Source organism: Streptomyces sp. NPDC046985, assembly GCF_040644415.1.
In the GTDB taxonomy this organism is placed as follows: Bacteria; Actinomycetota; Actinomycetes; order Streptomycetales; family Streptomycetaceae; genus Streptomyces.
Genome location: NZ_JBEYWK010000002.1, coordinates 383,870 through 408,991 on the forward strand (window position 1 = coordinate 383,870; position 25,122 = coordinate 408,991).

The window sequence follows — 25,122 nt, forward strand, 5'->3', positions numbered from 1 at the left end:
GGCGTCGCCTGGGCGGGTGAGGGCCGTCGAGACTTAAGGGCACCGCCCCGCGGCCCCTAGTACGTCCCCCAGCGCCTCCAGGAACCCGTCCGTCACCTCGCGGGACCGGACCGCCACTCGCAGCCACTCCTCGTCCAGGCCCGGGAACGTGTCGCCGCGGCGTACCGCGTAGCCCAGCTCCCGCAGTCGGCGCCGCACCCTCGCCGCGCCGGGGATCCGGACCAGGACGAAGGGAGCGGCGGCCGGGCCGGTCGCGTGTACTCCGTGTGCGGCGAGCGCGGCGAGCGCGGCGAGTCCGGCGACCAGGTGGGAGCGGTCCGCCGCGGTCTGCCGGGCGGCCGCCTCGGCCTCCGCCAGCGCCCGCGGTTCCACGCACGCCGCCGCGGCGGCCAGCGCCGGGGCGGACACCGGCCACAGCGGCTGCGCCCGGGACAGCGCGGCGATCGTCGCCCGGTCGGCCAGCGCGTAGCCGATCCGCAGCCCGGCCAGCCCCCAGGTCTTGGTCAGGCTGCGCAGCACCACGAGTCCGGGCACGTCCGTCCGCCCGGCCAGCGCCTGCCGTTCGCCCGGCGCCGCGTCCATGAACGCCTCGTCCACGACCAGCACCCGTCCGGGCCGGGCGAGCGCGGCGAGGGCGCCGGCCGGATGCAGCACGGAGGTCGGATTCGTCGGGTTGCCGACCACCACCAGGTCCGCGTCCTCGGGGACGGCCGCCGGATCGAGCCGGAAGCCGTCCTCCGCCCGCAGCAGCACCCGCCCGACGTCGTGCCCCGCCGCCCGCAGCGCTGCCTCCGGCTCCGTGAACTGCGGATGCACCACGACCGGTCGGCGGACCTCCAGCGCCCGCGCCAGCAGCACGAACGCCTCCGCCGCCCCGGCCGTCAGCAGCACCCGCTCCACCGGCAGCCCGTGCCGCGCGGCCACCGCCGCCCGCGCGGCCCGTCCGTCGGGGTAGGCCGCGAGCGAGCCCAGCGAGTCGGCGATCCGCTCCCGCAGCCAGGCGGGCGGGGCGCCCGCGCGGACGTTCACGGCCAGGTCGACCAGCGCTGAGCCGTCGTCCCGTACCTCCGCGTCGCCGTGGTGGCGCAGATCGTGGCCGTGGCGGCTCAGGTCACGGCCGCCGGGCGCGGGCGCGGCGTCCTCAGTGCGCATGCGCGTGGGCGGGGCCGCCGTGGGAGTGGCCCCCATGCCCATGGGCGCCGTCGTGGGCGCCGTCGTCGTCCGGATGGAAGTGCGGCTGCTGCGGCTGCCCCACCTTGTCCTCAAAGCCGGGCAGCGCGACGCGGTAGACGCAGGTGTCGCAGTTCATGCGCAGATCGCCCTCGACCGCCTCCCGGTACCGCTCCAGCACCAGGTCCAGCAGTTCCGGCGCCGGCCCGATCACGTCCGCCGAGCGCACCTCCGTCTCAGGGTGCGCGGCGGCCCACTCCTCGGTCTGCCGCCGCACCCGGTCCGGCAGCACGCCGGTGAACAGGAAGTACGGCAGCACGACGATCCGCCGCGCGCCGAGCCGCGCGCATCGCTCCAGGCCGCTGGGCACGTCCGGCGCCGCCAGCGACACGAACGCGGTCTCCACGCCCGCGTAGCCGCGCCCCTCCCACAGCAGCCGCGCCGCCCGGAACACCTCGGCGTTGGCGTCCGGGTCCGTCGAGCCGCGCCCGACCAGCAGCACGGTCACCTCCGACCGGTCCCCGTCCGCGCCCTCCAGCGCCTCGTCCAGCCGCCGCTCCAGCACCCGCAGCAGCGCGGGATGCGGGCCGAGCGGACGACCGTAGGCGTATGTCAGACCCGGGCGCCGCTCCTTCTCGCGGGCCAGCGCCGCCGGTATGTCCCCCTTGGCGTGCCCGGCGGAGACCAGCATCAGCGGCACCGCCGCGAACCGGCGCACCCCGCGTTCCACCAACTCGGCCACCGCCTCGCCCAGCGGCGGCGGCGACAGCTCGATGAACCCGCCGGCCACCGTCAGGTCCGGGCGGCGGCGTCCCACCTCCCGGACGAAGGCGCGGAACGCCTCGGCTCCGGCATCGTCCCGGGTGCCGTGGCCGGCGATGAGCAGGGCGGGCGGCGTCGGGCTGGTCACAGGTGCTCCTCGGATGAAGTGGGGTGGTACAGCAGGGCGTTGAGCGCGGCGGCGGCGACAGCCGAGCCGCCCTTCTCGGACACGTTGCTCACGGCGGGCAGCCCGCTCTCCCGCAGCGCCGCCTTGGACTCGGCCGCGCCGACGAACCCGACGGGCAGCCCGATGACGAGCGCGGGGGAGGCGTCCAGGACGAGCAGTTCCTCCAGGGCGGTCGGCGCGCACCCGATCACCCACAGAGCGCCGGGGCCCACCTGCTCGTAGGCGAGCCGGACGGCGTGCGCCGAACGCGTCAGACCCGGACCGGAGCGGGCCTCGCGCAGGCGGCAGACGGTCTCGCGCCGGGTGATCCCGGCGGCCACCATCTCCACGTCCGCGACCACCGGCGCCCCGGCGTGCAGCGCCGCGTGCGCCTGGATCAGCTCCTCCTCGGCCAGGACGAGGTCGTCGGCGTAGCCGAGGTCGGCGCTGGAGTGGATCACGCGCTCCACCACCGCCCGGGTCAGCGGGGCCAGCCGGGAGGTGTCCAGGCGAGCCCGCAGCCGCCGGAAGGACTCCTCCTCGATGGGATGGACCACTCGCCTCATCGCGCGCCCTCCCGCCGCTCGTCCCGCCCGGCGGCCGTGGGCTCGCCCCCTAGGGGGCCCGTGTGCGCGTCCCGTATGGCGGGACGGCGTTCGCCCCCTGCGGCGCCTGTGCGCTCGTCCCGTACGGCGGGAGGGCGTCCCCCTACGGCGCCTGTGCGCTCGCCCCCTACGGCGGCCGTCCGCTCGTCCCCCGCGGCGCCCGTGCGGCCGTCCTGCCAGCGGTAGCCGCGTGGTGTGACCATGCGGCCGGCGACCTCGCGGGTGGCGGTGTTGCCGACGGTCACGACCGTCATCATGTCGACCGTCTCCGGGTCCAGGGCGGCCAGCGTGGTCAGCAGGCTGGACTCGTCGGGCCGCGAGGCGTTGCGCACCACGCCGACCGGCGTCGCGGGCGCCCGGCGCCCGGCGAGGACGCCCAGCGCCTTGGGGAGCTGCCAGTCCCGGCCCCGGGAACGGGGGTTGTAGAACGTCACGACCAGATCGGCGTCGGCCGCCGCCCGCACCCGCCGCTCGATGACCTCCCACGGCGTGTGCAGGTCGGAGAGGCTGATCGACACGTGGTCGTGGCCGAGCGGCGCGCCGAGCAGCGCCCCGGCCGCGAGCGCCGCCGTGACGCCGGGCACGCCGACCACGTCGATGTCGTCCGACGCCTCGGCGAGCGCGGGGGAGGCCATGGCGTACACCCCGGCGTCCCCGCTGCCGATCAGGGCGACCGCGTGTCCCCGCCGGGCCTCGGCGACGGCCGTGCGGGCCCGCTCCTCTTCGGCGCCGAGGCCGGACTCCAGGATCCGGACGCCGGGGCGCAGCAGGTCGCGGATCTGGTCGACGTACTGGTCGAGCCCCACCAGCACGGAGGCGCGGCGCAGTTCGGCGCGGGCGCGCGGGGTCAGCAGGTCCCGGGCGCCCGGCCCGAGTCCGACGAGCGCGAGCCGCCCGCGTGCGGGCCGCCGGACGACCGCGCAGGTGGCCATCGCGGGGCGGCCGTCCGCCCGCCGCGACTTCCGCTTGGGCACGAGCAGGTCGCCGCCTCCGACGAGCGCGGCGGCCTCGGCGACCGACGGGGTGCCCACCGCGTCGAGCGGCGCCTGCGAGGGATGGGGCGTCTCGACGGCCGCCAGCTCCCGGGCGGAATAGGTCACCAGGGGGACGCCCAGCCGCGCCGCCGCCTCGACGACGCCGGGCTCCCCGGCCTTGGCGTCGACGGTGGCGAGCGCGGCGAGACTGCGCGCGGACAGCCCGGCCTCCCGCAGCGCCTCCTCGACCAGCCCCAGCACCTCCGCCGCCGGCGCGCCCCGGGAGGCGCCGACCCCGGCGACCAGCGACGGCGGCCGCAGGATCACCTCCCCCTGGCCCGGCGCCGCAGCCCGATCGGTCACCCGGACCGTGTACGCCGCCGCGGTCCCCGGCGCCGCGACCGGCAGCGCGGGCAGCGGCCACGGCACGTCGGCGGCGAGGGCCACCGGATCGCCGTCAAGCAGCGCCCGGGACACCCCGGCCACGTCCCCCTCCACCGGCAGCCCGAGCGTGTCGAGGCCGGCCATCCCCACGGCGTCCGTCGCCGTCGTCACCACCGGCTCCGCGCCGAGCAGGGCGCCGACCTCGCGGGCGAGCGCGTTGGCCCCGCCGCCGTGCCCGCCGGCCAGCGCCACCGCGTACCGGCCGCCCTCGTCCACGCACACCACGCCCGGATCGGACGCCTTGTCGTCCAGCAGCGGCGCGATCAGCCGGACCACCGCCCCGGTGGCCAGGAAGCACACCAGCCGCTCGCACTCGGCGAAGGCGGCCCGCACGGCGTCGCCGACGGGCCCGTCGTACACCCGGGTCCGCTCCGGCCACGCGGCCGCCAGCCGGTCCCGCGCCGCCGCGCCCGCCGCGGTGGCGGAGATGAGGCCGATCACTGGTCGACTCCTTCGTATCTGACTTCTCTGGCTTCTCTGGTCGCCGGGGGCCGCACGCCCCACAGCAGGAAAACGGGATTGGCCGCCGCGAGCCGGGTCACGTCCCCGGGCAGCGGGGCGAGCCGGGACGACTGGAGCAGCACGCCGTCGCAGGCGAGACCGGCCGCGCTGAGCGCCCGGCGCACCCGCGGAACCCGGTCCAGCGCCGCGACGGCGACGACCACGGCCCGCCGGGCCCGCCGCGCGCAGGCGTCCACGACGGCGGGCAGGTCGCGGCCGCCGCCGCCGACGAACACCGCGTCCGGGTCGTCGCCGAGGCCGGCCAGCGCGCCGGGCGCCGTGCCCCGCACCACCGTCACGTCGACGCCGTGCGCGGCGGCGTTGGCGCGGACGCGGTCGGCGCCGTCCGGCGTCTTCTCGACCGCGACGACCGCCGCGCCGAGCCGCGCGCACTCCACGGCCACCGACCCGGACCCGGCGCCCACGTCCCACACCAGGTCGCCCAGCCGCGGACCGAGCCGGGCCAGGGCCAGCGCCCGCACCTCGAACTTGGTGATCATCGAGTCGCGGTGCGCGAACGCGTCCTCCGCCAGCGCCCAGCCCGCCGGCCCCGCCGGGGGCCCGGCTGCCGTCCGCATGGCGCCCAGCGCCCGCGCCGGGTCCAGGCACAGCACCACGTTCACCGCCGTGCCCCAGTCGCGGGCGGCGGCCTCGGCGGGCGTGACCCGTTCCACGCGCTCCCCTCCGGGCGCCCCCAGCGCGGAGGCGACGACCAGCACCCGGTCGCCGGAGGCGCCGGCCAGGGCCGCGCCCAGTTCGGCGGGACCGGCGCCGGGGCCGGTCAGCACGGCGACCTTCGGCCGGGCCCGGCAGACGTTGACGGCCGTCCGCAGCGCCCTCCCGTGCGCGCTGACCACCACGGCGTCGTCCCAGGGCAGCCCGACCCGGGCGAAGGCGGCGGCGACGGAGGAGACGCCCGGCCGGACGTCCAGCCGCTGCGGCCCGAACCGCTCGGACAGCGCCCGCACGATCCCGAAGAACCCCGGGTCGCCCGAGGCCAGCACGACGGCCCGCCGCTCCTCGGCCAGGCACCGCGCGAGGGCGTCCAGGGCGGGCGCCAGCGGCCCCAGCACGATCCGCTCGGCGGTCTCGGGCAGCCGGGCCGCCTCCAGGTGACGCCGTCCGCCCACGACCAGCGCGGCGTCCGCCACCGCCGCCGCGTCGTACGCCGCTCCCGTGCCCGTGCCGACCACCGTGATCACGTGCGCGCACCTCGCGCGCGCAGGGCCTTGCGGGCCTCCGGGTCGGCCTTGCGGTAGCCGTGGAAGTGGCCGGGGTGGTAGAGGTGCGAGCGCGTGCCGTGCGCGTCGAGCGCCGGGCCCACCAGGAACAGCGTGTGCTTCCAGAGCTTGTGCTCCTTGACCGTCTCCTCCAGCGTGCCCACCGTGCAGCGCACGATCAGCTCCTCGGGCCAGGTCGCCTGGTAGGCGACGACGACCGGCGTGGACGTCGGGTAGCCGCCCTCCAGCAGCTCGCGCACCACCTGCCCGCTGCGAGCCGCCGACAGGAAGATCGCCATGGTGGCGCCGTGCCGGGCGAACGCGCGCAGCTCCTCGCCCGGCGGCATCGGCGTCTTGCCGCCGCCGAGCCGGGTCAGCACCACCGACTGCGCGACCTCCGGGACGGTCAGCTCGCGCCGCGCGAGCGCGGCGACGGCGGAGAACGCGGACACCCCGGGCACCACCTCCGTCTCGACGCCCAGCGCCGCGCACCGGTCGAGCTGCTCCTGGGTGCCGCCCCACAGGGCCGGGTCGCCGGAGTGGACGCGGGCCACCCGCAGCCCTTGGGCGCGGGCCCGCTCGTAGACGGCGACGACGTCCTCCAGGGACAGGGCGGCCGAGTCCAGGATCTCCGCGTCCGCGCGGGCGTGCTCCAGGATCTCGGCCTGCACCAGGCTGGCCGCCCAGATCACGACGTCGGCCTCGGCGATGGCGCGCGCGGCGCGGAACGTCAGCAGGTCGGCGGCGCCGGGGCCGGCGCCGACGAAGGTCACCTTGCCGGCGGGGGCATCGGCCATGGGGTCGGGTCCTCTCGTACGGAATGTCACGATGTGCGGGGGTGGAACGGTGGCCGGATGTGCGCGAAGAGGGGTTGATCGGATAGCAAGGGCACATGGCGGTCTTTGTCGCGCTCGGCGCGTTCCTGATGACGCTGGCCGGCGGCTGGACGGCGCAGCGGGTGACCGACCGCCGCCATCTGGTCCTCGGACTGGCCGGCGGCCTCATGCTGGGCGTGGTCGGCCTGGACCTGCTGCCCGAGGCGCTGCGCTCGGCGGGCCGCGAGGTGTTCGGCGTGCCGGCGGCCCTGCTGCTGTTCGTGGGCGGCTTCCTCCTCGCCCATCTGGTGGAACGGCTGCTCGCCGCCCGGCAGGCCGCGCACGGCGGCGACGAGCACGACCGGCACCGCGCGCCCGAGGTGGGCCTGACCGCGGCGGCCGCGATGGTCGGCCACAGCGCCATGGACGGCGTGGCCATCGGCGCGGCCTTCCAGGTGGGCGGCGGCATGGGGACGGCGGTCGCGCTCGCCGTCATCGCCCACGACTTCGCGGACGGCTTCAACACCTTCACCCTCACCAGCCTCTACGGCAACGCCCGGCGCAAGGCGGTGGCGATGCTGGTGGCGGACGCGCTGGCGCCGGTCGTGGGCGCGGCCTCGACCGCGTACGTCGCCATCCCGGAATGGTTCCTCGGCGGCTATCTCGGCCTGTTCGGCGGCGTGCTGCTGTACCTCGCCGCGGCCGAGATCCTGCCCGAGGCCCACCACGAGCACCCGGCCCGCTCGACGCTGCTGTTCACGGTCGCCGGTGTGCTGTTCGTCTGGCTGGTGGTGGGGCTGGCGGTCTGAGCCCGCCCAGGCGCCGGGCGCCGTGTGGGCGCCGACCGCTGTCCGGGCGCCGGGCGTCGTGCGGGCGCCGACCGCCGTCCGGGTGCCGACCACCGCCTGGCCGTCGGCCGCCGTCCGGGTGCCAACCGCTGCCCAGCCGTCGGCCGCTGTGCGGCGAGCGCTAGGCGCCGTGCGGCGGCTCACAGCTTGCCGCCCCGGCCGCCCTCGCGCGGCGCGGGCGCGATCAGGGTCGACAGGTACGGCTGCGCCGTCCCGTCCAGCTCGGCGGCGGGCCGGATCGACTCCTCCGCCAGCCCCAGCGCCGACCCCCACACCGCGTCCCGCAGTCGCCCGCTGTCGCGCAGCGCCTCGACCACCTCCCGCGCCTGCCGCCCGAACTTGTAGGCGACGACCGTCCCCGGCCCGTTCAGCGCGTCCTTGAGCACCCCGGCCCCGGCGGTGACCGGGACCAGCACCAGCGGTTCCGTCCCCTCGGCGAGCACCGCCCCCGAGCGCGCCGCCAGGTCCTGCATCGCGGTGATGCCGGGCACGGTCTCCACCACGGTCTCGGGCGCCAGCCCGGCGACGGTCTGCGCGAGGTACGTGAACGTCGAGTAGACGTTGGGGTCGCCGATGGTGGCGAAGGCCACGGCGCGGTGCGCGCTCAGCAGGGCGGCGACCCGGCGGCCCGCGGCGTCCCACGCGGCCTCGCGCCGGGCCCGGTCCGCGCGCTCGTTCAGCGCGAACACCACCCGGACGACCTTCTCGGCGGGCACGTAGTGCAGCACGGTCGCCTCCGCGCGCCCGCGCTCCCCGCCGTCCATCACCGGCACCACGACGACGTCGGCCGCGCGCAGCGCGTCGACGCCCTTGACGGTGACCAGCTCCGGATCGCCCGGACCGACCCCCACCCCGATCAGCCTGCTGCTCATGACGTCTGGCACCTCTCCACGAACCGACCGGCGGCACCGGGCGCGCCGGCCCAGTGGGTGTGCAGGAAACTCGCGTGCACGTTGCCCTGTACGAATCCCTCAAGGCGCCGCTCGGGACCGCGCACGCCCCAGGCGGGCGCGGTCCGAAGCGGCGGCCCCGTTCCCGCGCCCGGCTCGACGGCCGTCCGGTGGAACTCGTGGCCCCGCATCCGCTCCCCGGCGCCCGCGAGCACGCTGTCGCCCACCGCCACGGCGTCCCGGTAGCCCAGCGTCAGCCGCGGCGTCATCCGCGCGGAGGCGTCCAGCACGGCGCACATCGGCCTGCCGTCCAGCTCCCGGCACAGGTACAGCAGCCCGGCGCACTCGGCGGCGACCGGGGCGCCGGCGGCCGCGAGGGCGCCGACGGCCGCGCGCAACGGCTCGTTGGCGGACAGCTCGGCGGCGTAGACCTCGGGGAACCCGCCGCCGACGACCAGCCCGGCCGTGCCCTCGGGCAGCCGCTCGTCCCGCAGCGGATCGAAGGGGACGACCTCGGCGCCGGCGGCGGCCAGCAGCTCGGCGTGCTCCGCGTAGGAGAAGGTGAACGCGGACCCCCCGGCGACGGCGATCCTCGGCGCGCGGGCACGGGCACGGGCGCGTGCACCGGCACCGGCATGGGCATGGGCACCGGCACTGGCGTGAGCGCCCGGCGCCGGGGCGGGCGCGGGCCGCGGCGCCGCGGCGGCCAGCGCCGTCGCCGGGTCCCAGGCCGGGTCCGGCAGCGGTCCGGCGCCGCGCGCCAGGGCTGCCAGCGCCGGGACGTCACAGCCGGCCTCCACGCGCGCCGCCATCTCCGCGACCGCCTCCACGGCCGCCGCCCGCCGCTCGGCGACCGGCACCAGGCCCAGGTGCCGCGACGGCACGCCGATCTGCGGCGCCCGCCGCAGCACGCCCAGCACCGGGATCCCCGTCGACTCCAGCGCCTCGCGCAGCAGCGCCTCGTGCCGGTCGGAGGCCACCTTGTTCAGGATCACGCCCCCGATGCGCACCTGCGGGTCCCAGGTCGCGAACCCGTGCACGAGGGCCGCCGCCGACCGGGACTGCGCCGAGGCGTCCACCACCAGCACCACCGGCGCCCGCAGCAGCTTCGCCGCCTGCGCCGTGGACGCCAGCTCGCCCTCCCCGGCGGCCCCGTCGAACAGCCCCATCACGCCTTCGACGACGGCGATGTCGCACCCGCGCGCCCCGTGCAGGAACAGCGGCGCGATCAGGGCGGGCCCGCACAGGTAGGCGTCCAGGTTGCGTCCCGTGCGGCCGGTGGCCAGCGCGTGGTAGCCGGGGTCGATGTAGTCCGGCCCGACCTTGTGCGGGGACACGGCGAGCCCCCGCCCGGCCAGGGCGGCCATCAGGCCGGTGGCGACGGTGGTCTTGCCGCTGCCCGACGCGGGCGCGGCGACGACCAGCCGGGGGACCGCGGTCACCACTCGACGCCCCTCTGGCCCTTCTGCCCGGCGTCCATCGGATGCTTGACCTTCGTCATGTCGGTGACCAGGTCGGCGGCGGCGATCAGCGGCGCCGGGGCGTTCCGCCCGGTGATCACCACGTGCTGGGTCCCCGGCCGGTCGCGCAGCGTCCGCACGACCTCGTCGGCGTCGATCCAGCCCCAGTGCATCGGGTACGCGAACTCGTCGAGCACGTACAGCCGGTACGTCTCGGCGGCCAGGTCCCGCTTGACCTGCTCCCAGCCCTCGCGGGCCTTGGCCTCGTTGTCCGTCTGCGCGTCCCGCTGCACCCAGGACCAGCCCTCGCCCATCTTGTGCCAGGTCACGGCGCCGCCCTCGCCGGAGTCGCCGAGCACCCGCAGCGCCCGCTCCTCGCCGACCCGCCACTTGGCGGACTTCACGAACTGGAACACCCCGATCGGCCAGCCCTGGTTCCAGGCGCGCAGCGCCAGTCCGAAGGCGGCGGTGGACTTGCCCTTCCCGGCGCCGGTGTGCACCACGACCAGAGGCCGGTTGCGCCGCTGACGGGTCGTCAGACCGTCGTCGGGCACGCTGTCCGGCTGTCCCTGCGGCATCAGGCGGCCCTCCTCGTCGTCCCGCGCACGTCCCTGACCAGCCCGGCGAGCGAGTCGGCCCGCAGCTCGTCCAGCGTGACCGCCGCGCCGCCCAGCTCGTCCGCGAGGCGCCCGGCCAGCCCCAGCCGCACCGGACCCGTCTCGCAGTCCACCACCGCCGAGGCGGTCCCGTCGGCCGCGAACAGCCGCGCCGCCCGCCCCGCCTGCGCCACCGGTTCAGGGCCGCCGGTCGCCCGGCCGTCCGTCACCACCACCAGCAGCGGGCGCCGCGCGGGATCGCGCAGCCGTTCCACCCGCAGCACCTCGTGCGCCCGCAGCAGCCCCGCGGCCAGCGGGGTGCGGCCGCCCGTGGGCAGCGACTCCAGGCGGGCCGCCGCCGCGTCCACCGACGAGGTCGGCGGCAGCGCCACCTCGGCCGCCGAGCCCCGGAAGGTCACCAGCCCCACCTTGTCGCGCCGCTGGTAGGCGTCCAGCAGCAGCGACAGCACGGCGCCCTTCACGGCGCTCATCCGCTGCCGCGCCGCCATCGACCCGGAGGCGTCCACGACGAAGAGGACGAGGTTGGACTCGCGGCCCTCGCGGGTGGCCTGGCGCAGATCGTCGCCCCGTAGCACGAGGCCCGGCCCCGACCGGCCCCGTGCCCGCTGGTGCGGCGCGGCGGCCCGGACGGTCGCCGCCAGGTGCAGCTTCGTCAGCGTCCCCCGGGGGCGGCGCGAGCCGGTGGTGCGGCCGTGCTCGGTGCGGGCGCGCGAGCGCCGCCCGGCCGCGCCGTCCCCGAGTCCGGGCACGCTCAGCACCTTCGTGCGGAACGGCGCCGCGGCCCGTGTCGGCGCCTGCTCGCCCCCTCCGCCGCCGGCGGGACGCGGCTCGCCGTCCTCCCCGGCCTCGGGGCGGGCGGCGGCGTCACCGCCTCCGGGTCCCCCGTCCGGGGCCGGCTGCCCGCCGCCTCCGCTCGGCCCGTCCGGGCCGTCGTCAGGATCGCGGCCGGGATCGCGGTCGGGGCCGGGGTCCTCGTCGTCCTGCCCGGCGGACTGCTCCAGGGTCTCGTCGAGCCTGTCCTCGTCCAGGCCCGGCGCGTCGAAGGGGTTGCGCCGCCTGCGGTGCGGCAGCGCGAGCAGCGCCGCCCGCCGCACGTCCTCGGCCAGCACCTCGGTCCGCCCGGCCCACGCGGCCAGCGCGGTCGCGGTGCGCGCCATCACGATGTCGGCCCGCATGCCGTCCACCTCGAACGCCGCGCAGGTCGCCGCGATCTGCCGCAGCGCCGCGTCCCCGAGCCGCACGGACGGCAGCGACTCCCGGGCCGCCGCGATGCGTCGCCGTACGGCGGCCTCCTCGTCCGCCCAGCGCGCCGTGAAGGCGGCCGGGTCGTCGTCGTAGGCGAGCCTGCGCCGTACGACCTCCACCCGGTGCTCGGGCTCGCGGGAGGCGGCGACCTCGACGGTCAGGCCGAACCGGTCCAGGAGCTGCGGCCGCAGCTCGCCCTCCTCGGGGTTCATGGTGCCGACGAGCAGGAAGCGCGCCGCGTGCCGCACGGAGACGCCCTCGCGCTCGACGTACGAGGCGCCCATCGCGGCGGCGTCCAGCAGCAGATCGACCAGGTGGTCGTGCAGCAGGTTGACCTCGTCGACGTAGAGGACGCCCCGGTGCGCGTCGGCCAGCAGGCCCGGCTCGAACGCCTTGACGCCCTCCGCGAGCGCCCGCTCGATGTCCAGGGCGCCGACCAGCCGGTCCTCGGAGGCGCCGACGGGCAGCTCGACCATGCGGGCCGGGCGGGCGCCGCCCGCGCCCGGCTCGTGCGGCCCGTCCGGGCAGCCGGGGTCGGGCGCCGCCGGGTCGCAGGAGAACCGGCAGCCGGGGACGACGGGCACTTCGGGCAGCAGCGCCGACAGGGCGCGCACGGCGGTGCTCTTCGCGGTGCCCTTCTCGCCGCGGACCAGCACCCCGCCGACGGCGGGCGACACGGCGTTCAGCAGCAGCGCGAGCCGCAGGTCGTCCTGGCCGACCACGGCCGTGAAGGGATAGGGCGCGCTCATGCCTCGATCACTCCTTCGAGTGGCTGTCGCGGGACGGGGCCCGGGGAGCGCCGGACGGCGCCGGAGGGTTCGGGGAGGCCGTTGAAGCTCACGCGTCCCCCTCCAGATCGCCTTCGAGCGCGAGGTAGGTCGCCCGGAGCCTCTCCAGGGTGTCCGCGTCCGGCGCCGCCCACAGCCCCCGGTCCGCGGCCTCCAGCAGGCGCTCGGTGACGCCGCGCAGCGCCCACGGGTTGGACTTCTTCATGAAGTCCCGGTTCTCCGGCGAGAAGACGTACTCGGCGGCGAGCTTCTCGTACATCCAGTCGTCCACCACGCCCGCCGTGGCGTCGTAGCCGAACAGGTAGTCCACGGTCGCGGCCATCTCGAAGGCGCCCTTGTAGCCGTGCCGGCGCATCGCGGCCATCCAGCGCGGGTTGACCACCCGGGCCCGGAAGACGCGGTGCGTCTCCTCGCCCAGCGTGCGCGTGCGCACCTGGTCGGGGACTGCCGAGTCGCCCACGTACGCCTCGGGGTTGGCGCCGGTCAGGTGCCGCACCATGGCGACCATGCCGCCGTGGTACTGGAAGTAGTCGTCCGCGTCGTGGATGTCGTGCTCGCGGGTGTCGACGTTCTTCGCGGCCACCGCGATCCGCCGGAACGCCGTCTCCATGTCGCCGCGCGCGGCGCGCCCGTCCAGGCCGCGCCCGTAGGCGTAGCCGCCCCACACCGCGTACACCTCGGCGAGGTCGGCGTCGGAGCGCCAGTTGCGGGCGTCGATCAGCGGCAGCAGGCCCGCGCCGTAGGCCCCCGGCTTGGAGCCGAAGACGCGGGCGGTGGCCCGCCGCCGGTCGCCGTGCTCGGCGGTGTCCTCGTCGGCGTGGGCGCGCACGAAGTTCCGCTCGGCGGGCTCGTCCAGCTCCGCGACAGCCCGCACCGCGTCGTCGATCAGCCCCACCACGTGCGGGAACGCGTCGCGGAAGAAGCCCGAGATGCGGACGGTCACATCGATGCGCGGCCGGTCCAGCTCCTCCAGCGGGACCACCGCGAAGCCGGTCACCCGGCGCGAGGCGTCGTCCCACACCGGGCGGCAGCCCAGCAGCGCCAGGATCTCGGCGATGTCGTCGCCCTGGGTGCGCATCGCGGAGGTGCCCCACACCGTCAGGCCGACGGACTCCGGGTAGCCGCCGGTGTCCTGGAGGTAGCGGGCCACCAGCGAGTCGGCCAGCGACTGCCCGACCTCCCAACTCAGCCTGGACGGGATGGCCTTGGGGTCGACCGAGTAGAAATTCCGGCCGGTCGGCAGCACGTTGACCAGACCGCGGGTGGGCGAGCCGGACGGTCCGGCGGGCACGTAACCGCCGTTCAGCGCCCGCAGGATATGCCCGATCTCGTCCGTCGTCCGGGCCAGCCGCGGCACGACCTCGGTGCACGCGAACTCCAGCACGGCCACCGCCTCGGGCGGTTCGGCGCCGACCGCCTCGCGGACCAGCGGCGCGCATCCGGCGGCCGCCCAGCCGCGCTCCTCCATCGCCTCGGCGATCCGCCGGCAGAGCCGCTCCAGCAGGTCGATCGCGTCGGCGCCGGTCCGCGCCGGGCCGTCCACCAGGTCCGTCAGCTCCGCCGGAAGCTTCACCGGGGCGCCCGGCTCGGCCAGCAACTCCTTCTCCACCAGCCCGAAATGGGCCGCCAGCGAGGCCCGCAGGCCCGGCAGGGCGTTCGCCTGCCCGCCCCACACCTGCGCCGCCCGGAGCACCGCGAGGACCAGGTTCACGCGCGCTCCGCCGACCGGGCCGCCGCCCAGGATGTGCAGGCCGTCGCGGATCTGCACGTCCTTGATCTCGCACAGATAGCCGTCGACGTGCAGGACGAACTCGTCGAACGCCTCGTCGCCCGGCTGCTCGTCCACGTGCAGGTCGTGGTGCAGCTCGGCCGCCTTGACCAGCGTCCAGATCTGCGCCCGCACCGCCGGCGCCTTCACCGGGTCCAGGTCGGAGACGAGCGCGTACTCGTCGAGGAGCTGCTCCAGCTTGGCCAGGTCGCCGTAGGTGTCCGCGCGGGCCATCGGCGGCACCAGGTGGTCGACGACGGTGGCGTGCCCGCGCCGCTTGGCCTGGGTGCCCTCGCCGGGGTCGTTGACGATGAACGGGTAGACCAGGGGGAGGTCGCCGAGGACCGCGTCCGGGGCGCAGCCGCCGCTCAGGCCCAGGCCCTTGCCCGGCAGCCACTCCATCGTGCCGTGCTTGCCCATGTGCACGATCGCGTCGGCGCCGAAGCCCCCTTCCGCGGCCGCGGTCTCCAGCCACCGGTAGGCCGCCATGTAGTGGTGCGAGGGCGGCATGGCGGGGTCGTGGTAGATCGCGATCGGGTTCTCGCCGAAGCCGCGCGGCGGCTGGATCATCACCACCGCGTTGCCGAACTGGAGGGAGGCGAGCACGATGTCGTCGCCGTCGACGTACAGCGAGCCCGGCGGCTCGCCCCACGCCTCGGTCATCGCCTCCCGCAGCCCCGGGTCCAGCCGCTCGAACCACGCCCGGTAGTCGGCCAGCGGCACCCGGGCGGGCGCGGCGGCGAGCTGATCCTCCGTCAGCCACTCCACGTCGTGCCCGCCGGCCTCGATCAGCCGGTGGATCAGCGCGTCGCCGTCGTCCGGGTAGCCGGTCACCGCGTACCCGGCGCCGCGCAGCGCGTCCAGCACCCGCACCGCGGAGGCGGGAGTGTCCAGGCCGACCGCGTTGCCCACCCGCGCGTGCTTGGTCGGGTACGCGGTGAAGACCAGCGCGACCCTCTTGTCCGCGGCGGCCTTGTGCCTCAACCGCGCGTGCCGTACGGCGATCCCGGCGACCCGCGCGGCCCGCCCGGGGTCGGCGACGTACACCGGCACGTCGTCGGGGCCCTGCTCCTTGAAGGAGAACGGGACGGTGATCAGACGGCCGTCGAACTCGGGGATGGCGACCTGCATCGCCGCGTCCATGGGGGACAGGGCGGCGTCGGAGGCGTCCCAGGCGGCCCGCGAGGAGGTCAGGCACAGCCCCTGGAGGACCGGGACGTCCAGCTCGGCCAGCGCCCCGACGTCCCACGCCTCCTCGTCGCCGCCCGCCGACGCCTGCGAGGCGTGCGTGCCCCCGGCCGCCAGGACGGTGGCCACCAGCGCGTCGGCCCGGCCCAGGATCGCGTACAGCTCCGGATCGGCGCCGCGCAGCGAACCGCAGTACACCGGCAGCGCGTTGGCGCCCCGGGCCTCGATCGCGTCGCACAGGACGTCCACGAAGGCCGTGTTGCCGCTCAGCTCGTGGGCGCGGTAGAAGAGCACGCCGACGGTCGGGCGGCCGTCCGCGAACGCCCGCTCCCCGTGCACGCCGAACTCCGGCATACGGCGCGGCTCCTCGAAGCCCTCGCCGGTCAGCAGCACCGTGTCGGACAGGAACCGGGCGAGTTCGGCGAGGTTGCCGGGGCCGCCCTCGACCAGGTAGCGCAGCGCCTCGGCCACCACGCCGGCCGGCACGGACGACTCGGCCATCAGCTCCGCGTCCGGCACGCTCTCGCCGCCCAGCAGCACCGTCGGCACGCCGGACGCCTTCAGCGCGGCGAGCCCGTCCTCCCAGGCCCGCTTGCCGCCGAGCAGCCGGACGACGGCGACGTCGGCGCCGTCGAGCAGCGCGGGCAGCTCGCCGGCGACGTCCACCCGGGCCGGGTTGCCGATCCGGTAGGCGCCGCCGCAGGCGCGGGCCGCCAGCAGATCGGTGTCGGCGGTCGACAACAACAACACTGTGCTCATGCGGGTGCTCCCGGTGGAAGGAAAGGCAGTCCTCGCGGCGCGCCCGACTCAATGAGCCGCCACAGCGCGTCCGTGTCCGCGTGCTGTTCGATCAGGTCGCCGAGCCGGTCCAACTGCTCCTCGCGCAGCGCGGCGAAGGAGGTGCCCGGCGCGGGCGTGAACCGGCGGCCCGCGGCGGCGGCCACCTCGCGCAGGAAGGCCCGCCGGAAGGCGTCCGACTCCAGCGAGCCGTGCCAGTGCGTGCCCCACACGCCGCCGACCCGGCAGCCGTCCAGGAAGGGCTCCCCGCCGGTCACCTCGGCGACCCCGTGGTGGATCTCGTAGCCCTCGACGCGCTCGCCCAGCGCCTCGCCGACCGGCCTGCCGAGGGTCTTCTCCCGCGCGAAGCGGACGCGCACCGGCAGCAGGCCGAGCCCGTCGACCTGCCCGCGCCGGCTCTCCACGTCGTCCTCGATGCGCTCGCCCAGGAGCTGGAAGCCGCCGCAGACGCCGAGCACCGGCCGCCCCTCGGCGGCCCGCCGCCGCAGCGCCGCCGCGAGCCCCCGCTCGTGCAGCCAGTCCAGCGCCCGGACGGTGCCCCGGGTGCCGGGGACCACGACGAGGTCGGCGTCGGCCAGTTCCTCGGGCCGGTCCGCGAACCGCACGACGACGCCTGGCTCGGCGGCCAGCGCGTCCAGGTCGGTGAAGTTCGACGTCAGCGGGACCGCGCAGACGGCGACCCGCAGCACGTCCTGCCCGTCCGGCGGCGGGACGGACCCCTGGCGGCCCGCGCCGTGCGCGAACGCCCGGCCCGAGGAGAGGCCCATCCCGTCCTCCTCGTCGATGCCCAGGCCGCCCTGGAACGGCAGCACGCCGTAGGACCGCCGGCCGGTGAGTCCGCGCAGCATGTCGAGCCCGGGTTCCAGCAGGGAGACGTCCCCCCGGAACTTGTTCACCAGGAACCCGGCGACCAGCTCCTGGTCCTCGGGCGACAGCAGGGCGACGGTGCCGAAGAAGGAGGCGAAGACGCCGCCGCGGTCGATGTCGCCCACGACGAGCACCGGCAGCCGCGCCCCGCGCGCGACGCTCATGTTGACGATGTCGGTCCGGCGCAGGTTGATCTCCGCCGGGCTCCCCGCCCCCTCGCAGATCACCGCGTCGTGGCTGTCCCGCAGTGCGGCGAGGCAGTCCAGGACGGTGCCGAGCAGCTTCCGCTGCCGCCCGCCGTGGTAGCCGCGCGCGCTCAGCTCGCCCACCGGGCGGCCCAGCAGGACCACCTGGCTGCTCTGCTCGCCGCCCGGCTTGAGCAGCACCGGGTTCATCAGCGCGGTCGGCTCGATCCGGCACGCCTGGGCCTGCATGGCCTGCGCCCGTCCGATCTCGGCGCCCTCGCGCGTGACGAACGAGTTCAGCGACATGTTCTGCGCCTTGAACGGCGCGACCTTGACGCCCTGGCGCACCAGCCACCGGCAGATCCCGGCGGTGACGACGCTCTTCCCGGCGTCGGAGGTCGTGCCCGCGACCAGCAGACCGCCGCTCATGAGCCGCACCCCTTCGCCCGGCCGGTCCGGCCCGCGCGGCGCGTCCGGCCTACGAGTGCCCTGCCCGCGACGCAGACGCCGAGCGCGAGCCAGCTCACCCGCCGGGAGAGCCGCACCGCCCGCTCGACGTCGGCCGCCCGCACCGGCCGCCCGGAGGAGTTGAGCACCGGCCGGTGCTCTACCCGCCCCCCGTACGACAGCGTGCCGCCCAGCCGCACCCCGAGCGCTCCGGCGAACGAGGCTTCGACCGGGCCGGCGTTGGGGCTCGGGTGCGCGGCGGCGTCGGCCCGCCAGGCGCGCAGCGCGCCGCGCGGATCGGGGCCGGCCGCGGCGGCCAGCACGGCGGTGAGCCGCGCCCCGGGCCAGCCGGCCAGGTCGTCCAGACGCGCCGAGGCCCAGCCGTAGCGCCGGTAGCGGGCGGAGCGGTGCCCGACCATGGCGTCCAGGGTGTTGACGGCCCGGAACCCCGCGAGTCCCGGCACACCGGCGGCGGCGCCCCAGACCAGGGCGCCCACCACCGCGTCGGAGGTGTTCTCGGCGACCGACTCCACGACCGCGCGGGCGATCCTGTCGGCGTCCAGAGCCTGCGGGTCGCGCCCGCACAGGTGCGGCAGCCGCGCCCTGGCCCCCGCCACGTCCCCGGCCTCCAGCGCTCGGGCGACGGCACGCGCCTCGCGGGCGAGGGAGGTCCCGCCGACCGCGGACCAGGTGACTGCGGCGGTCAGGGCGGCGCGGGCGGCGGGGGAGCGGCGGACGGCGCGCGCGGCGGCGGCGCCCAGCGCGGCGGCGCCTCCGGCGCAGACGGCCGCGTGGAGCGCGCCCCAGCCGCGGTGGTCCCGCCACAGCACGTGTTCCACGGCGCCCGCGGCCCGCCCGAACGCGGCGACCGGATGCCCGCGGCGAGGGTCGCCGAGGAACAGGTCGCTCAGGAGGCCGGCGGCGGCGCCGTACGCGAAGTCGCGATCGGCACCCACGGGGTCAGCCGGTGTGACGGTCAGTCAGAGCGTCGTGGGTGCACCTGGGTCGGCAGCCGCGCATGGCGATAGGTCCTCACTCAGGGTGTCCACGCCCTGGGTCGACGAGACCGGCGGCGAGAGTTCCTGGCTCCCGGGGGTTTCCTCCCCGGTGACAGTGGCGGGACCGCGCCGGATTCGCACCGGCTTCCTCTCCATGCCGCCGTACTTGGCCTGGGCAGTCCACCACGGTCCGCGAACACCCGTCAACTAGCCGTTGACCTGCGGAGGGAGACTGAGATGAGGCCCACACCGCCCGCGACGGGCGTGGGGCCTGTCCGTCGCCTTCCCGTCGTCGCCCGAAGGGCAGAGGGAAAGTCGACGGACAGGCCCCAGGGCGCCGACGGTGTGAGAGGTCGTCAGCTCTTGACGACGATCAGGAAGATGCCGTACGCGACGGCGGCCGCGCAGGCGGCGAAGCAGACGCAGGCGCCGGTGAGGGCGACGCCTCCGCCGCCGCCCTGGGCGAGGGCCCGCTCGCGCCGGGACAGACCGGCGGTGCCGAGGGTGAACAGGGCGACCAGGCCCACGGTGACCGCGAGGCTGACGCCGAAGACGGAGCCGAGCGCCGCCCAGTCGATCTTCATGGTGGATGCTTCCTTGAGAGGCGGGGTGCCGGGTGGGGGGCTCAGACGGTGGCGTTCGGGGAGGTCGCCGAGGAGGAGGCGGCCGCCTCGTCGCGGGCGGGCTCGGCCGACTGCGCCGGGAACGCCGGCGGCAGGTCCCCGGCCGGCGGGACGGGCGCCGCCGGGGGCGGGGCCACGGCGGCGATGGCCTGGGTCACCACGCCCGGAGGCTCCTCGGCCTGCGCCGGGGCCACGTGGGTGTGGTCGACGACCTGGCGGCGGGAGATCTTCCAGATCGCGGCGCTGGAGGCCACCAGGAACACGGCGACCAGCGCGGTGCCCCAGTCGCCCAGCTCCGTCACCGCTTCCGCGCCCGCGCCGACCAGGGCCGCGGCCGGCAGCGTGAGCACCCAGGCGAGGGCCATCCGGCGCGCGGTGGACCAGCGCACGACGCCGCCCTTGCGGCCCAGCCCCGCGCCCATCACGGAGCCGGAGACGACGTGCGTGGTGGAGAGCGAGAAGCCGAGGTGCGAGGAGGCCAGGATGGCCGTGGCCGCGCTGGTCTGGGCGGCGAAGCCCTGCTGCGGACGGAGGTCGGTCAGGCCCGTGCCCATGGTGCGGATGATGCGCCAGCCGCCGATGTAGGTGCCGAGCGCGATGGCCAGGCCCGCGCAGAGGATGACCCACACGGGAGGGTTGGCGCCGGGCGCGAGGGCGCCGCCGGCGATCAGGGCGAGGGTGATGACGCCCATCGTCTTCTGGGCGTCGTTGGTGCCATGGGCCAGCGAGACCAGGCCCGCGGAGGCGATCTGCCCGGCGCGGTGGCCCTTCGCGGCGGCCCGGCCGCCGTCCGTGCCGCCCGGCGCGCCCTCGGCGGCGGACCCCTCGATCGCGAACGACAGCCGGGTGGCGAGCAGCGCGGCGGCACCCGCCACGAGCGGCGCGGCCACCGCCGGGATCACGACCTTGGTGACCAGCGCGTCCACGTGCACCGCGCCGACGCCGGCCGAGGCGACCGCGGCGCCCACCAGACCGCCCATCAGGGCGTGCGAGGAACTGGACGGCAGGCCGACCAGCCAGGTCAGCAGATTCCAGAGGATCGCGCCGACCAGGGCGGCGAAGATGACCTCGGGGCGGATGCCCGTCTCGTCGACGAGCCCCTTGGAGATCGTGTTGGCGACCTCCACGGAGAGGAAAGCGCCCACCAGGTTCAGCGCGGCGGACAGGGCCACCGCGACCTTGGGCTTGAGCGCGCCGGTGGAGATGGTGGTGGCCATCGCGTTGGCGGTGTCGTGGAAACCGTTCGTGAAATCGAACGCGAGTGCGGTTATTACCACGATCGCGAGGATCAGCGAGAAGCTTTCCATTTACCCAGGCATTCGTTCGAGCGTCATTGGCTGGATGAACGTACGTAACGTGGGTGAACGGAAGATGAACTGAGACGGTCGGTGGAGTGTCCGAGTCCGCCTTTCACCGGTCAGGTCTGGTGCCCGGGACCGGCGAGCTGGCACGATCGCCCGCATGGCTGAGCTGCGTCGTGACGAAGGACACCTGAAGCACGCCCCAGGGGCACGCGGGTGACGGGGGGCGCGGAAGGCGCAGAGGGCCCAGGGGGCGTAGGGGGCGTAGGGGGCTCTCGGGAGGCGGAGGGCGCGGCGGGCTCGCGGGAGGCGGGTGACGCGGCGGCGGCGGGCGCGAGGGGTCCACGGGAGGCGGGGGAGCGGGAGCGGCGCGCCTGGGCGGACCTGGTGGCGGCGGCCCGCCGCACCGTGGCCGACGGGCTGGTCGTGGGCACCTCCGGCAACGTGTCCGTGCGGGTGGGCGACACCGTCCTGGTCACCCCGACCGGCGTGCCCTACGACCGGCTCACCCCGGACGACGTCACCGGCGTGGACCTTGACGGCCGGCAGGTGCTCGGCACGCTGCTCCCCACCAGCGAGCTGCCCATGCACCTCGCGCTCTACCGCACTGCCGGCGCAGGCGCCGTCGTCCACACCCACGCCGTGCACGCGACGGCCGTCTCCACCCTCGTCTCCGAGCTGCCGCCGATCCACTACATGGCCGCCGCGCTCGGCGGCACGGTGCGCGTCGCCCCGTACGCCGCCTACGGCACCGAGGAACTGGCCGAGAACATGCTGCGCGCCCTCGCCGACCGCTCGGGCTGCCTGCTGCGCAACCACGGGACCATGACCTACGGCGCCACCCTCGATCAGGCGTACGACCGCACGGCCCAGTTGGAGTGGATGTGCCGGCTGTGGCTGACCGCGTCCTCGGTGCCCGGCCTGACGCCGTCCCTCCTCTCCCCGGAGCAGATGGCACAGGCGCGGCAGCGGCTGCGCGGCTACGGACAGACCGGTCCGGGGCGGGGGGAGGGATGAAGCGGCCCGATCCTGGAACTCGGCCGGACGTGTCTTCCCGACTTCTTCCCCCGCTGGCCGGGGACCGGCTACCCACGGACACTGGATCCGTGCGCACAGTCAAAGCGGCGGCAGCGGCCGCCACCGCGGCCCTGGCGGCCGGCGCGGCGAGCGTCGCCGCCGGACGGCTCGCCAGCGACGCCGCGCTCAAGGCGCCCTCGGGCCGGCCCCTGCCCACCGACCCCCGGCTCACCGTGCACGGCACGGCCGCCGGCCAGATCACCCTCACCCGGCGCCTGGCCTCGCTGCGCCCCGGCGTGTACGGCCTGGCGGGCGACGGCTCCCACGCGGTCGTCGGCCAGGTCCTGAGCGAGGCCCCGCACCGGCCCGACGCCGCCGTGCGCCGCCTGGACCGCGTCACCCACGGCGCCGTGCGGCCCGGCGACAAGGTGTGGCTCACCCCGAACCTGTACGTCGGCGACCCCCGCTCCGCCCTCGGCCTCGACTGCGCCGACGTCGACGTGCCGGGCGAACTCGGCCCGCTGCCCGCCTGGCTCGTGCCCGGCGTCCGCGACACCTGGGTGATCACCGTGCACGGCCTGGGGACCACCCGGGAACTCCCCCTGAACATCATGCGGTTCTTGCACAGCAGGCACTTCCCGGTGCTGGACCTCGCCTACCGCGGCGACCCCGGCGCGCCCCGCTCCCCGGACGGCCTCAACCACCTCGGCCGCAGCGAGTGGCGCGACCTGGACGCGGCGATCCGCTACGCCGTCCGCAACGGCGCCGAGCGGGTCGTGCTCTACGGCTGGTCCACCGGGGCCACGATGGCGCTGCTCGCCGCTCTGCGCTCAGGACTGCGCGACCGCGTCTCCGGGCTGATCCTGGACTCGCCCGTGCTCGACTGGGAGGCCACGCTGCGCGCCCTGGCCCGCGCCCGGCACACTCCCGGCGTCCTGCTGCCGCTCGCGGTGCGCGCCGCCCAGGGGCGCGCGGGGCTGTCCGGCGGCCCGCTCGACGAGCCGGGCGACGCCGACGCGCTCCTGGCGCCCACCCTGATCTTCCACGGTCCGGGCGACCGGGTGGCCCCTTGGCGCTTCTCCCGCCGCCTGGCCGAACTGCGCCCCAACCTCATCGCCCTGCACACGGTCCCCGACGCCTCGCACAGCGCGATGTGGAACGCCGACCCCCAGCCGTACGAAGAGGCCCTGCGCCGCTTCCTCACCCCGCTGATGTGAGGCGGCGGGCGGGTGGCGCGAGGGGGTGAGTCGGTGCCTGGTGCCTGGCGCCTTGTACCGGGTGCCTGCCGCCTTGTACCGGGTGCCTGTCGCCTGATGCCTTGCGAGCCGGTGACCCGGGGTTGCGGTGCGGTGCTGGTGCGTCTGCTCGTCCACGACTACCCCGGACCGCGGTTTCGTGCGGGTACGGGCGCGTCTGCCGTTCACGCCGACGCGGGTCTCGGTCCGGTGCCGGTGCCAGGCGGGTGCGGGTGCGGGTGCGTGGGAGCTGGCCCGCAGGACACGACCGCGGTCCGCCTGGGCGACAGCGTGCGGCCGCGGGCCGGGCGGCGCCCGCAGCCGGGGCCCCGGGCCGCGGTCGCCTGCGGGTGCGGTCCGGGGCGACGGGACGCGACCGTGGTCCGCCTCGGCGACGGCGTGCACCCGCGAGCCAGGTACCCGCACCCGGCCAGACGCGGCGGTTCCGTTTCCCCGGCGTGCGCGGGGTGCGGCGCGGCGCGCGGGCCTGGGACGACGCGCCCCTGTCCGGGGCGCATCGCGCGCCCCCGCACCCGTTGCATTGGCCTTCTCCGTCGCCGCCCGTGACGTTCCGTTTGGGTTTTCGGTCCGTCAAACGCGAGACTGCACCTGTGACGTCCCGTATCCCGCGCGACTCCAGGCTTCGACTCGTCCGCCCGCGACCCCTGGCCGCCGCCCCCCGAGCCGTGAACCAGCGGCCCCCGCGCCGCCCCGCACCGCGCCCCCCGGAGGGCACCCCGGCGCCCGCGGAGCTGGCCGGAATGGCGCGCTCCGGACTTGCGGGGGCGGCCCGCGTCGCCCGCTGGGCCGACGCCACCCTCGGACCCGGCCGCGGCAGGGCGACCGCCGACGGCCTGGCCACCCTCTCCCGCGCCACCGCCGAACGGGCGGCCCGCGAACTCGGCCTGACCCCCGCCCGGGTCCGCGCGGACTGGGACACCGCCCGCCTGGCCGGGCTCGTCGAGGTGCACGGCGACCGCGCCCGGCCGGGCTGGCGGCTGCGCGCCTGGGACCGCGACGACAGCGCCGTGCTGCGCGGCTGGGTGGCCCTCTTCGACGCCTGGTCGCTGGCCTCGCCGGAGCCCCGGGGCCACGACGCCGCCGCCGTGGCCGAGGTGGTCTCGGCCATGCCCCAGGTGCTCTCCTTCCTCCAGCTCTCCGCCGGGCCCGTGCCCGTCGAGCAGCTTCTGGACCTCCTCCAGCAGCGCGTCACCGAGCTGCGCACCGAGCGCTGCGAGGTCGCCTACGCCCCCGACCCCGAGCACGGCGGGCGCCCCGCCGCCAGCCCCGCCTCCGCCGCCCCGGTCCAGCCCGCCGCGCCGGCCGAGGACGCCGCGCCGGCGCCCCTGCTCGACTGGGCCCTGCGGGCGCTCGCCAAGGTCGGCGCGCTGACCTACGGCGACGAGCAGGCCACGCTCACCCCGCTGGGCAACTGGGCGGTCTGGGTCAAGCTGGAGCAGATCTGCGTCGCCGCCCAGAGCCCGGCCGGGAACATCGAGCAGGCGGCCGAGGACATGCTGCGCGGCTGCGCCCAGTTGCGCCCGAACGCGGCCCGCGCCGAGTACCGGGCCTGGCTTGCCGCCCGCCCGGTCGGCAGCGCCGTCGCCCAGCTCCTCGGCGCCGCCCGCGGCGAGGACGCCCTGCTGCGCGGGCTCGCCTTCGAGGCCCTGCGGGTCGTCGGCGCCCCCGCCGAACCCGACGTGCGGGCCGTGCGGGAGGAGGCCGCGCTGCGCCCGTACGCGCTGCTGTGGCTCGCCGAGCACGACGGAGTGGACCCGGAGGACGCGCACGAGGTGCTCACCCGCGAGGAGGCCACCTGGCTGTGGGTGGACACCGCCGCCGCCGTCGCCGACCACGGCGAGGCGCCGATGCTCGTCCGGCACCTGGAGGCGGCCGTGCAGCCCACCGTGCCCGCCCTGCTCGACGAGGTGCGGGCGGTGGGCCACCCGCGCACCGTGCAGGTCCTGGTCGCGCTCGCCGCCGCACACCCCGACCCCGCCCTGGCCAAGGCCGTCCGCCGGGCCGCCTTCCAGGTCCACACCGGGGGCAGCTAGGTCGTTGGGCCCCGGCTGCCCGGCTGCCCGGCTGCCCGGCTGCCCGGCTGCCCGGCTGCCCGGCTGCCCGGCTGCCCGGCTGCCCGGCTCCCGGCCGTCCGGCTGCCCGGCTCCCGGCCGTCCGGGCCGCCCAGCC

The 25,122-nt window shown here is 76.7% G+C and carries 19 protein-coding genes and 1 riboswitch; of the genes, 4 read left to right on the forward strand and 15 right to left on the reverse strand.

Features of this window, described 5'->3' with window-relative positions:
• Nucleotides 1-33 precede the first annotated feature (33 nt).
• Genes cobC through cobM form a run of 6 tightly spaced genes read right to left on the reverse strand, consistent with a single transcriptional unit; the run spans nt 34 to nt 6,639 of the window.
• Nucleotides 34-1,152 (reverse strand): Rv2231c family pyridoxal phosphate-dependent protein CobC, encoded by a 1,119-nt coding sequence (gene cobC / locus ABZ861_RS04295; RefSeq protein ID WP_361623395.1) that lies wholly within the window; start codon nt 1,150-1,152, stop codon nt 34-36.
• Nucleotides 1,142-2,080 (reverse strand): sirohydrochlorin chelatase, encoded by a 939-nt coding sequence (locus ABZ861_RS04300; RefSeq protein ID WP_361623398.1) that lies wholly within the window; start codon nt 2,078-2,080, stop codon nt 1,142-1,144. The genes cobC and ABZ861_RS04300 overlap by 11 nt, the downstream gene beginning before the upstream one ends.
• On the reverse strand, nt 2,077-2,664 hold the full coding sequence (locus ABZ861_RS04305) for a precorrin-8X methylmutase (RefSeq protein ID WP_361623401.1): 588 nt from the start codon (nt 2,662-2,664) through the stop codon (nt 2,077-2,079). The genes ABZ861_RS04300 and ABZ861_RS04305 overlap by 4 nt, the downstream gene beginning before the upstream one ends.
• Nucleotides 2,661-4,562 (reverse strand): precorrin-3B C(17)-methyltransferase, encoded by a 1,902-nt coding sequence (gene cobJ, locus ABZ861_RS04310; RefSeq protein ID WP_361623404.1) that lies wholly within the window; start codon nt 4,560-4,562, stop codon nt 2,661-2,663. The genes ABZ861_RS04305 and cobJ overlap by 4 nt, the downstream gene beginning before the upstream one ends.
• Nucleotides 4,559-5,824, reverse strand: coding sequence for a precorrin-6y C5,15-methyltransferase (decarboxylating) subunit CbiE (gene cbiE / locus ABZ861_RS04315; protein WP_361623407.1), 1,266 nt, complete (start codon nt 5,822-5,824; stop codon nt 4,559-4,561). Before cbiE ends, cobJ begins: the two co-directional genes overlap by 4 nt.
• On the reverse strand, nt 5,821-6,639 hold the full coding sequence (gene cobM / locus ABZ861_RS04320) for a precorrin-4 C(11)-methyltransferase (protein WP_361623410.1): 819 nt from the start codon (nt 6,637-6,639) through the stop codon (nt 5,821-5,823). The genes cbiE and cobM overlap by 4 nt, the downstream gene beginning before the upstream one ends.
• 95 nt (nt 6,640-6,734) lie before the next feature.
• Here cobM and ABZ861_RS04325 point away from each other — a divergent pair, with 95 nt between their 5' ends.
• A complete protein-coding gene (locus ABZ861_RS04325) occupies nt 6,735-7,466 on the forward strand; it encodes a ZIP family metal transporter (RefSeq protein WP_361623413.1) in 732 nt (243 codons plus the stop codon).
• A 179-nt stretch (nt 7,467-7,645) separates the two neighbouring features.
• Here ABZ861_RS04325 and cobI read toward each other — a convergent pair whose 3' ends face one another.
• The 9 genes from cobI to ABZ861_RS04370 all read right to left on the reverse strand — a co-directional run bounded on the left by cobI (nt 7,646) and on the right by ABZ861_RS04370 (nt 20,686).
• Nucleotides 7,646-8,377 carry a precorrin-2 C(20)-methyltransferase gene (gene cobI / locus ABZ861_RS04330; RefSeq protein ID WP_361623416.1) on the reverse strand — a complete coding sequence of 244 codons (732 nt, stop codon included), beginning with the start codon at nt 8,375-8,377 and terminating at the stop codon, nt 7,646-7,648.
• Nucleotides 8,374-9,840 (reverse strand): cobyrinate a,c-diamide synthase, encoded by a 1,467-nt coding sequence (locus tag ABZ861_RS04335; RefSeq protein ID WP_361623418.1) that lies wholly within the window; start codon nt 9,838-9,840, stop codon nt 8,374-8,376. The genes cobI and ABZ861_RS04335 overlap by 4 nt, the downstream gene beginning before the upstream one ends.
• Nucleotides 9,834-10,433 (reverse strand): cob(I)yrinic acid a,c-diamide adenosyltransferase, encoded by a 600-nt coding sequence (gene cobO / locus ABZ861_RS04340; protein ID WP_361623420.1) that lies wholly within the window; start codon nt 10,431-10,433, stop codon nt 9,834-9,836. Before cobO ends, ABZ861_RS04335 begins: the two co-directional genes overlap by 7 nt.
• Nucleotides 10,433-12,466 carry a putative cobaltochelatase gene (locus ABZ861_RS04345; protein WP_361623422.1) on the reverse strand — a complete coding sequence of 678 codons (2,034 nt, stop codon included), beginning with the start codon at nt 12,464-12,466 and terminating at the stop codon, nt 10,433-10,435. The genes cobO and ABZ861_RS04345 overlap by 1 nt, the downstream gene beginning before the upstream one ends.
• 88 nt (nt 12,467-12,554) lie before the next feature.
• Nucleotides 12,555-16,220, reverse strand: coding sequence for a cobaltochelatase subunit CobN (cobN, locus tag ABZ861_RS04350; RefSeq protein ID WP_361623425.1), 3,666 nt, complete (start codon nt 16,218-16,220; stop codon nt 12,555-12,557).
• Nucleotides 16,217-17,740, reverse strand: a complete 1,524-nt coding sequence (locus tag ABZ861_RS04355; RefSeq protein ID WP_361623428.1) for a cobyric acid synthase — start codon at nt 17,738-17,740, stop codon at nt 16,217-16,219. Before ABZ861_RS04355 ends, cobN begins: the two co-directional genes overlap by 4 nt.
• Nucleotides 17,737-18,714 carry a cobalamin biosynthesis protein gene (locus tag ABZ861_RS04360; RefSeq protein WP_361623431.1) on the reverse strand — a complete coding sequence of 326 codons (978 nt, stop codon included), beginning with the start codon at nt 18,712-18,714 and terminating at the stop codon, nt 17,737-17,739. The genes ABZ861_RS04355 and ABZ861_RS04360 overlap by 4 nt, the downstream gene beginning before the upstream one ends.
• A gap of 120 nt (nt 18,715-18,834) precedes the next feature.
• Nucleotides 18,835-18,908, reverse strand: a riboswitch (cobalamin riboswitch).
• Nucleotides 18,909-19,112: 204 nt separating this feature from the next.
• Complete coding sequence (locus ABZ861_RS04365; protein WP_361623434.1) at nt 19,113-19,340, reverse strand: hypothetical protein; 228 nt, start codon at nt 19,338-19,340, stop codon at nt 19,113-19,115.
• 41 nt (nt 19,341-19,381) lie between these two features.
• On the reverse strand, nt 19,382-20,686 hold the full coding sequence (locus ABZ861_RS04370) for an inorganic phosphate transporter (RefSeq protein WP_361623437.1): 1,305 nt from the start codon (nt 20,684-20,686) through the stop codon (nt 19,382-19,384).
• Between the two features lie 378 nt (nt 20,687-21,064).
• On the opposite strand from ABZ861_RS04370, the gene ABZ861_RS04375 reads away from it, so the two are divergent.
• From ABZ861_RS04375 to ABZ861_RS04385, 3 genes are all read left to right on the forward strand, one after another.
• The gene (locus tag ABZ861_RS04375; protein ID WP_361623631.1) at nt 21,065-21,697 is read left to right on the forward strand and encodes a class II aldolase/adducin family protein; all 633 of its coding nucleotides are present in this window, start codon (nt 21,065-21,067) and stop codon (nt 21,695-21,697) included.
• A gap of 89 nt (nt 21,698-21,786) precedes the next feature.
• The gene (locus ABZ861_RS04380) at nt 21,787-22,914 is read left to right on the forward strand and encodes an alpha/beta fold hydrolase (RefSeq protein WP_361623440.1); all 1,128 of its coding nucleotides are present in this window, start codon (nt 21,787-21,789) and stop codon (nt 22,912-22,914) included.
• A gap of 629 nt (nt 22,915-23,543) precedes the next feature.
• Nucleotides 23,544-24,986, forward strand: a complete 1,443-nt coding sequence (locus tag ABZ861_RS04385) for a hypothetical protein (RefSeq protein WP_361623443.1) — start codon at nt 23,544-23,546, stop codon at nt 24,984-24,986.
• Nucleotides 24,987-25,122 lie beyond the last annotated feature (136 nt).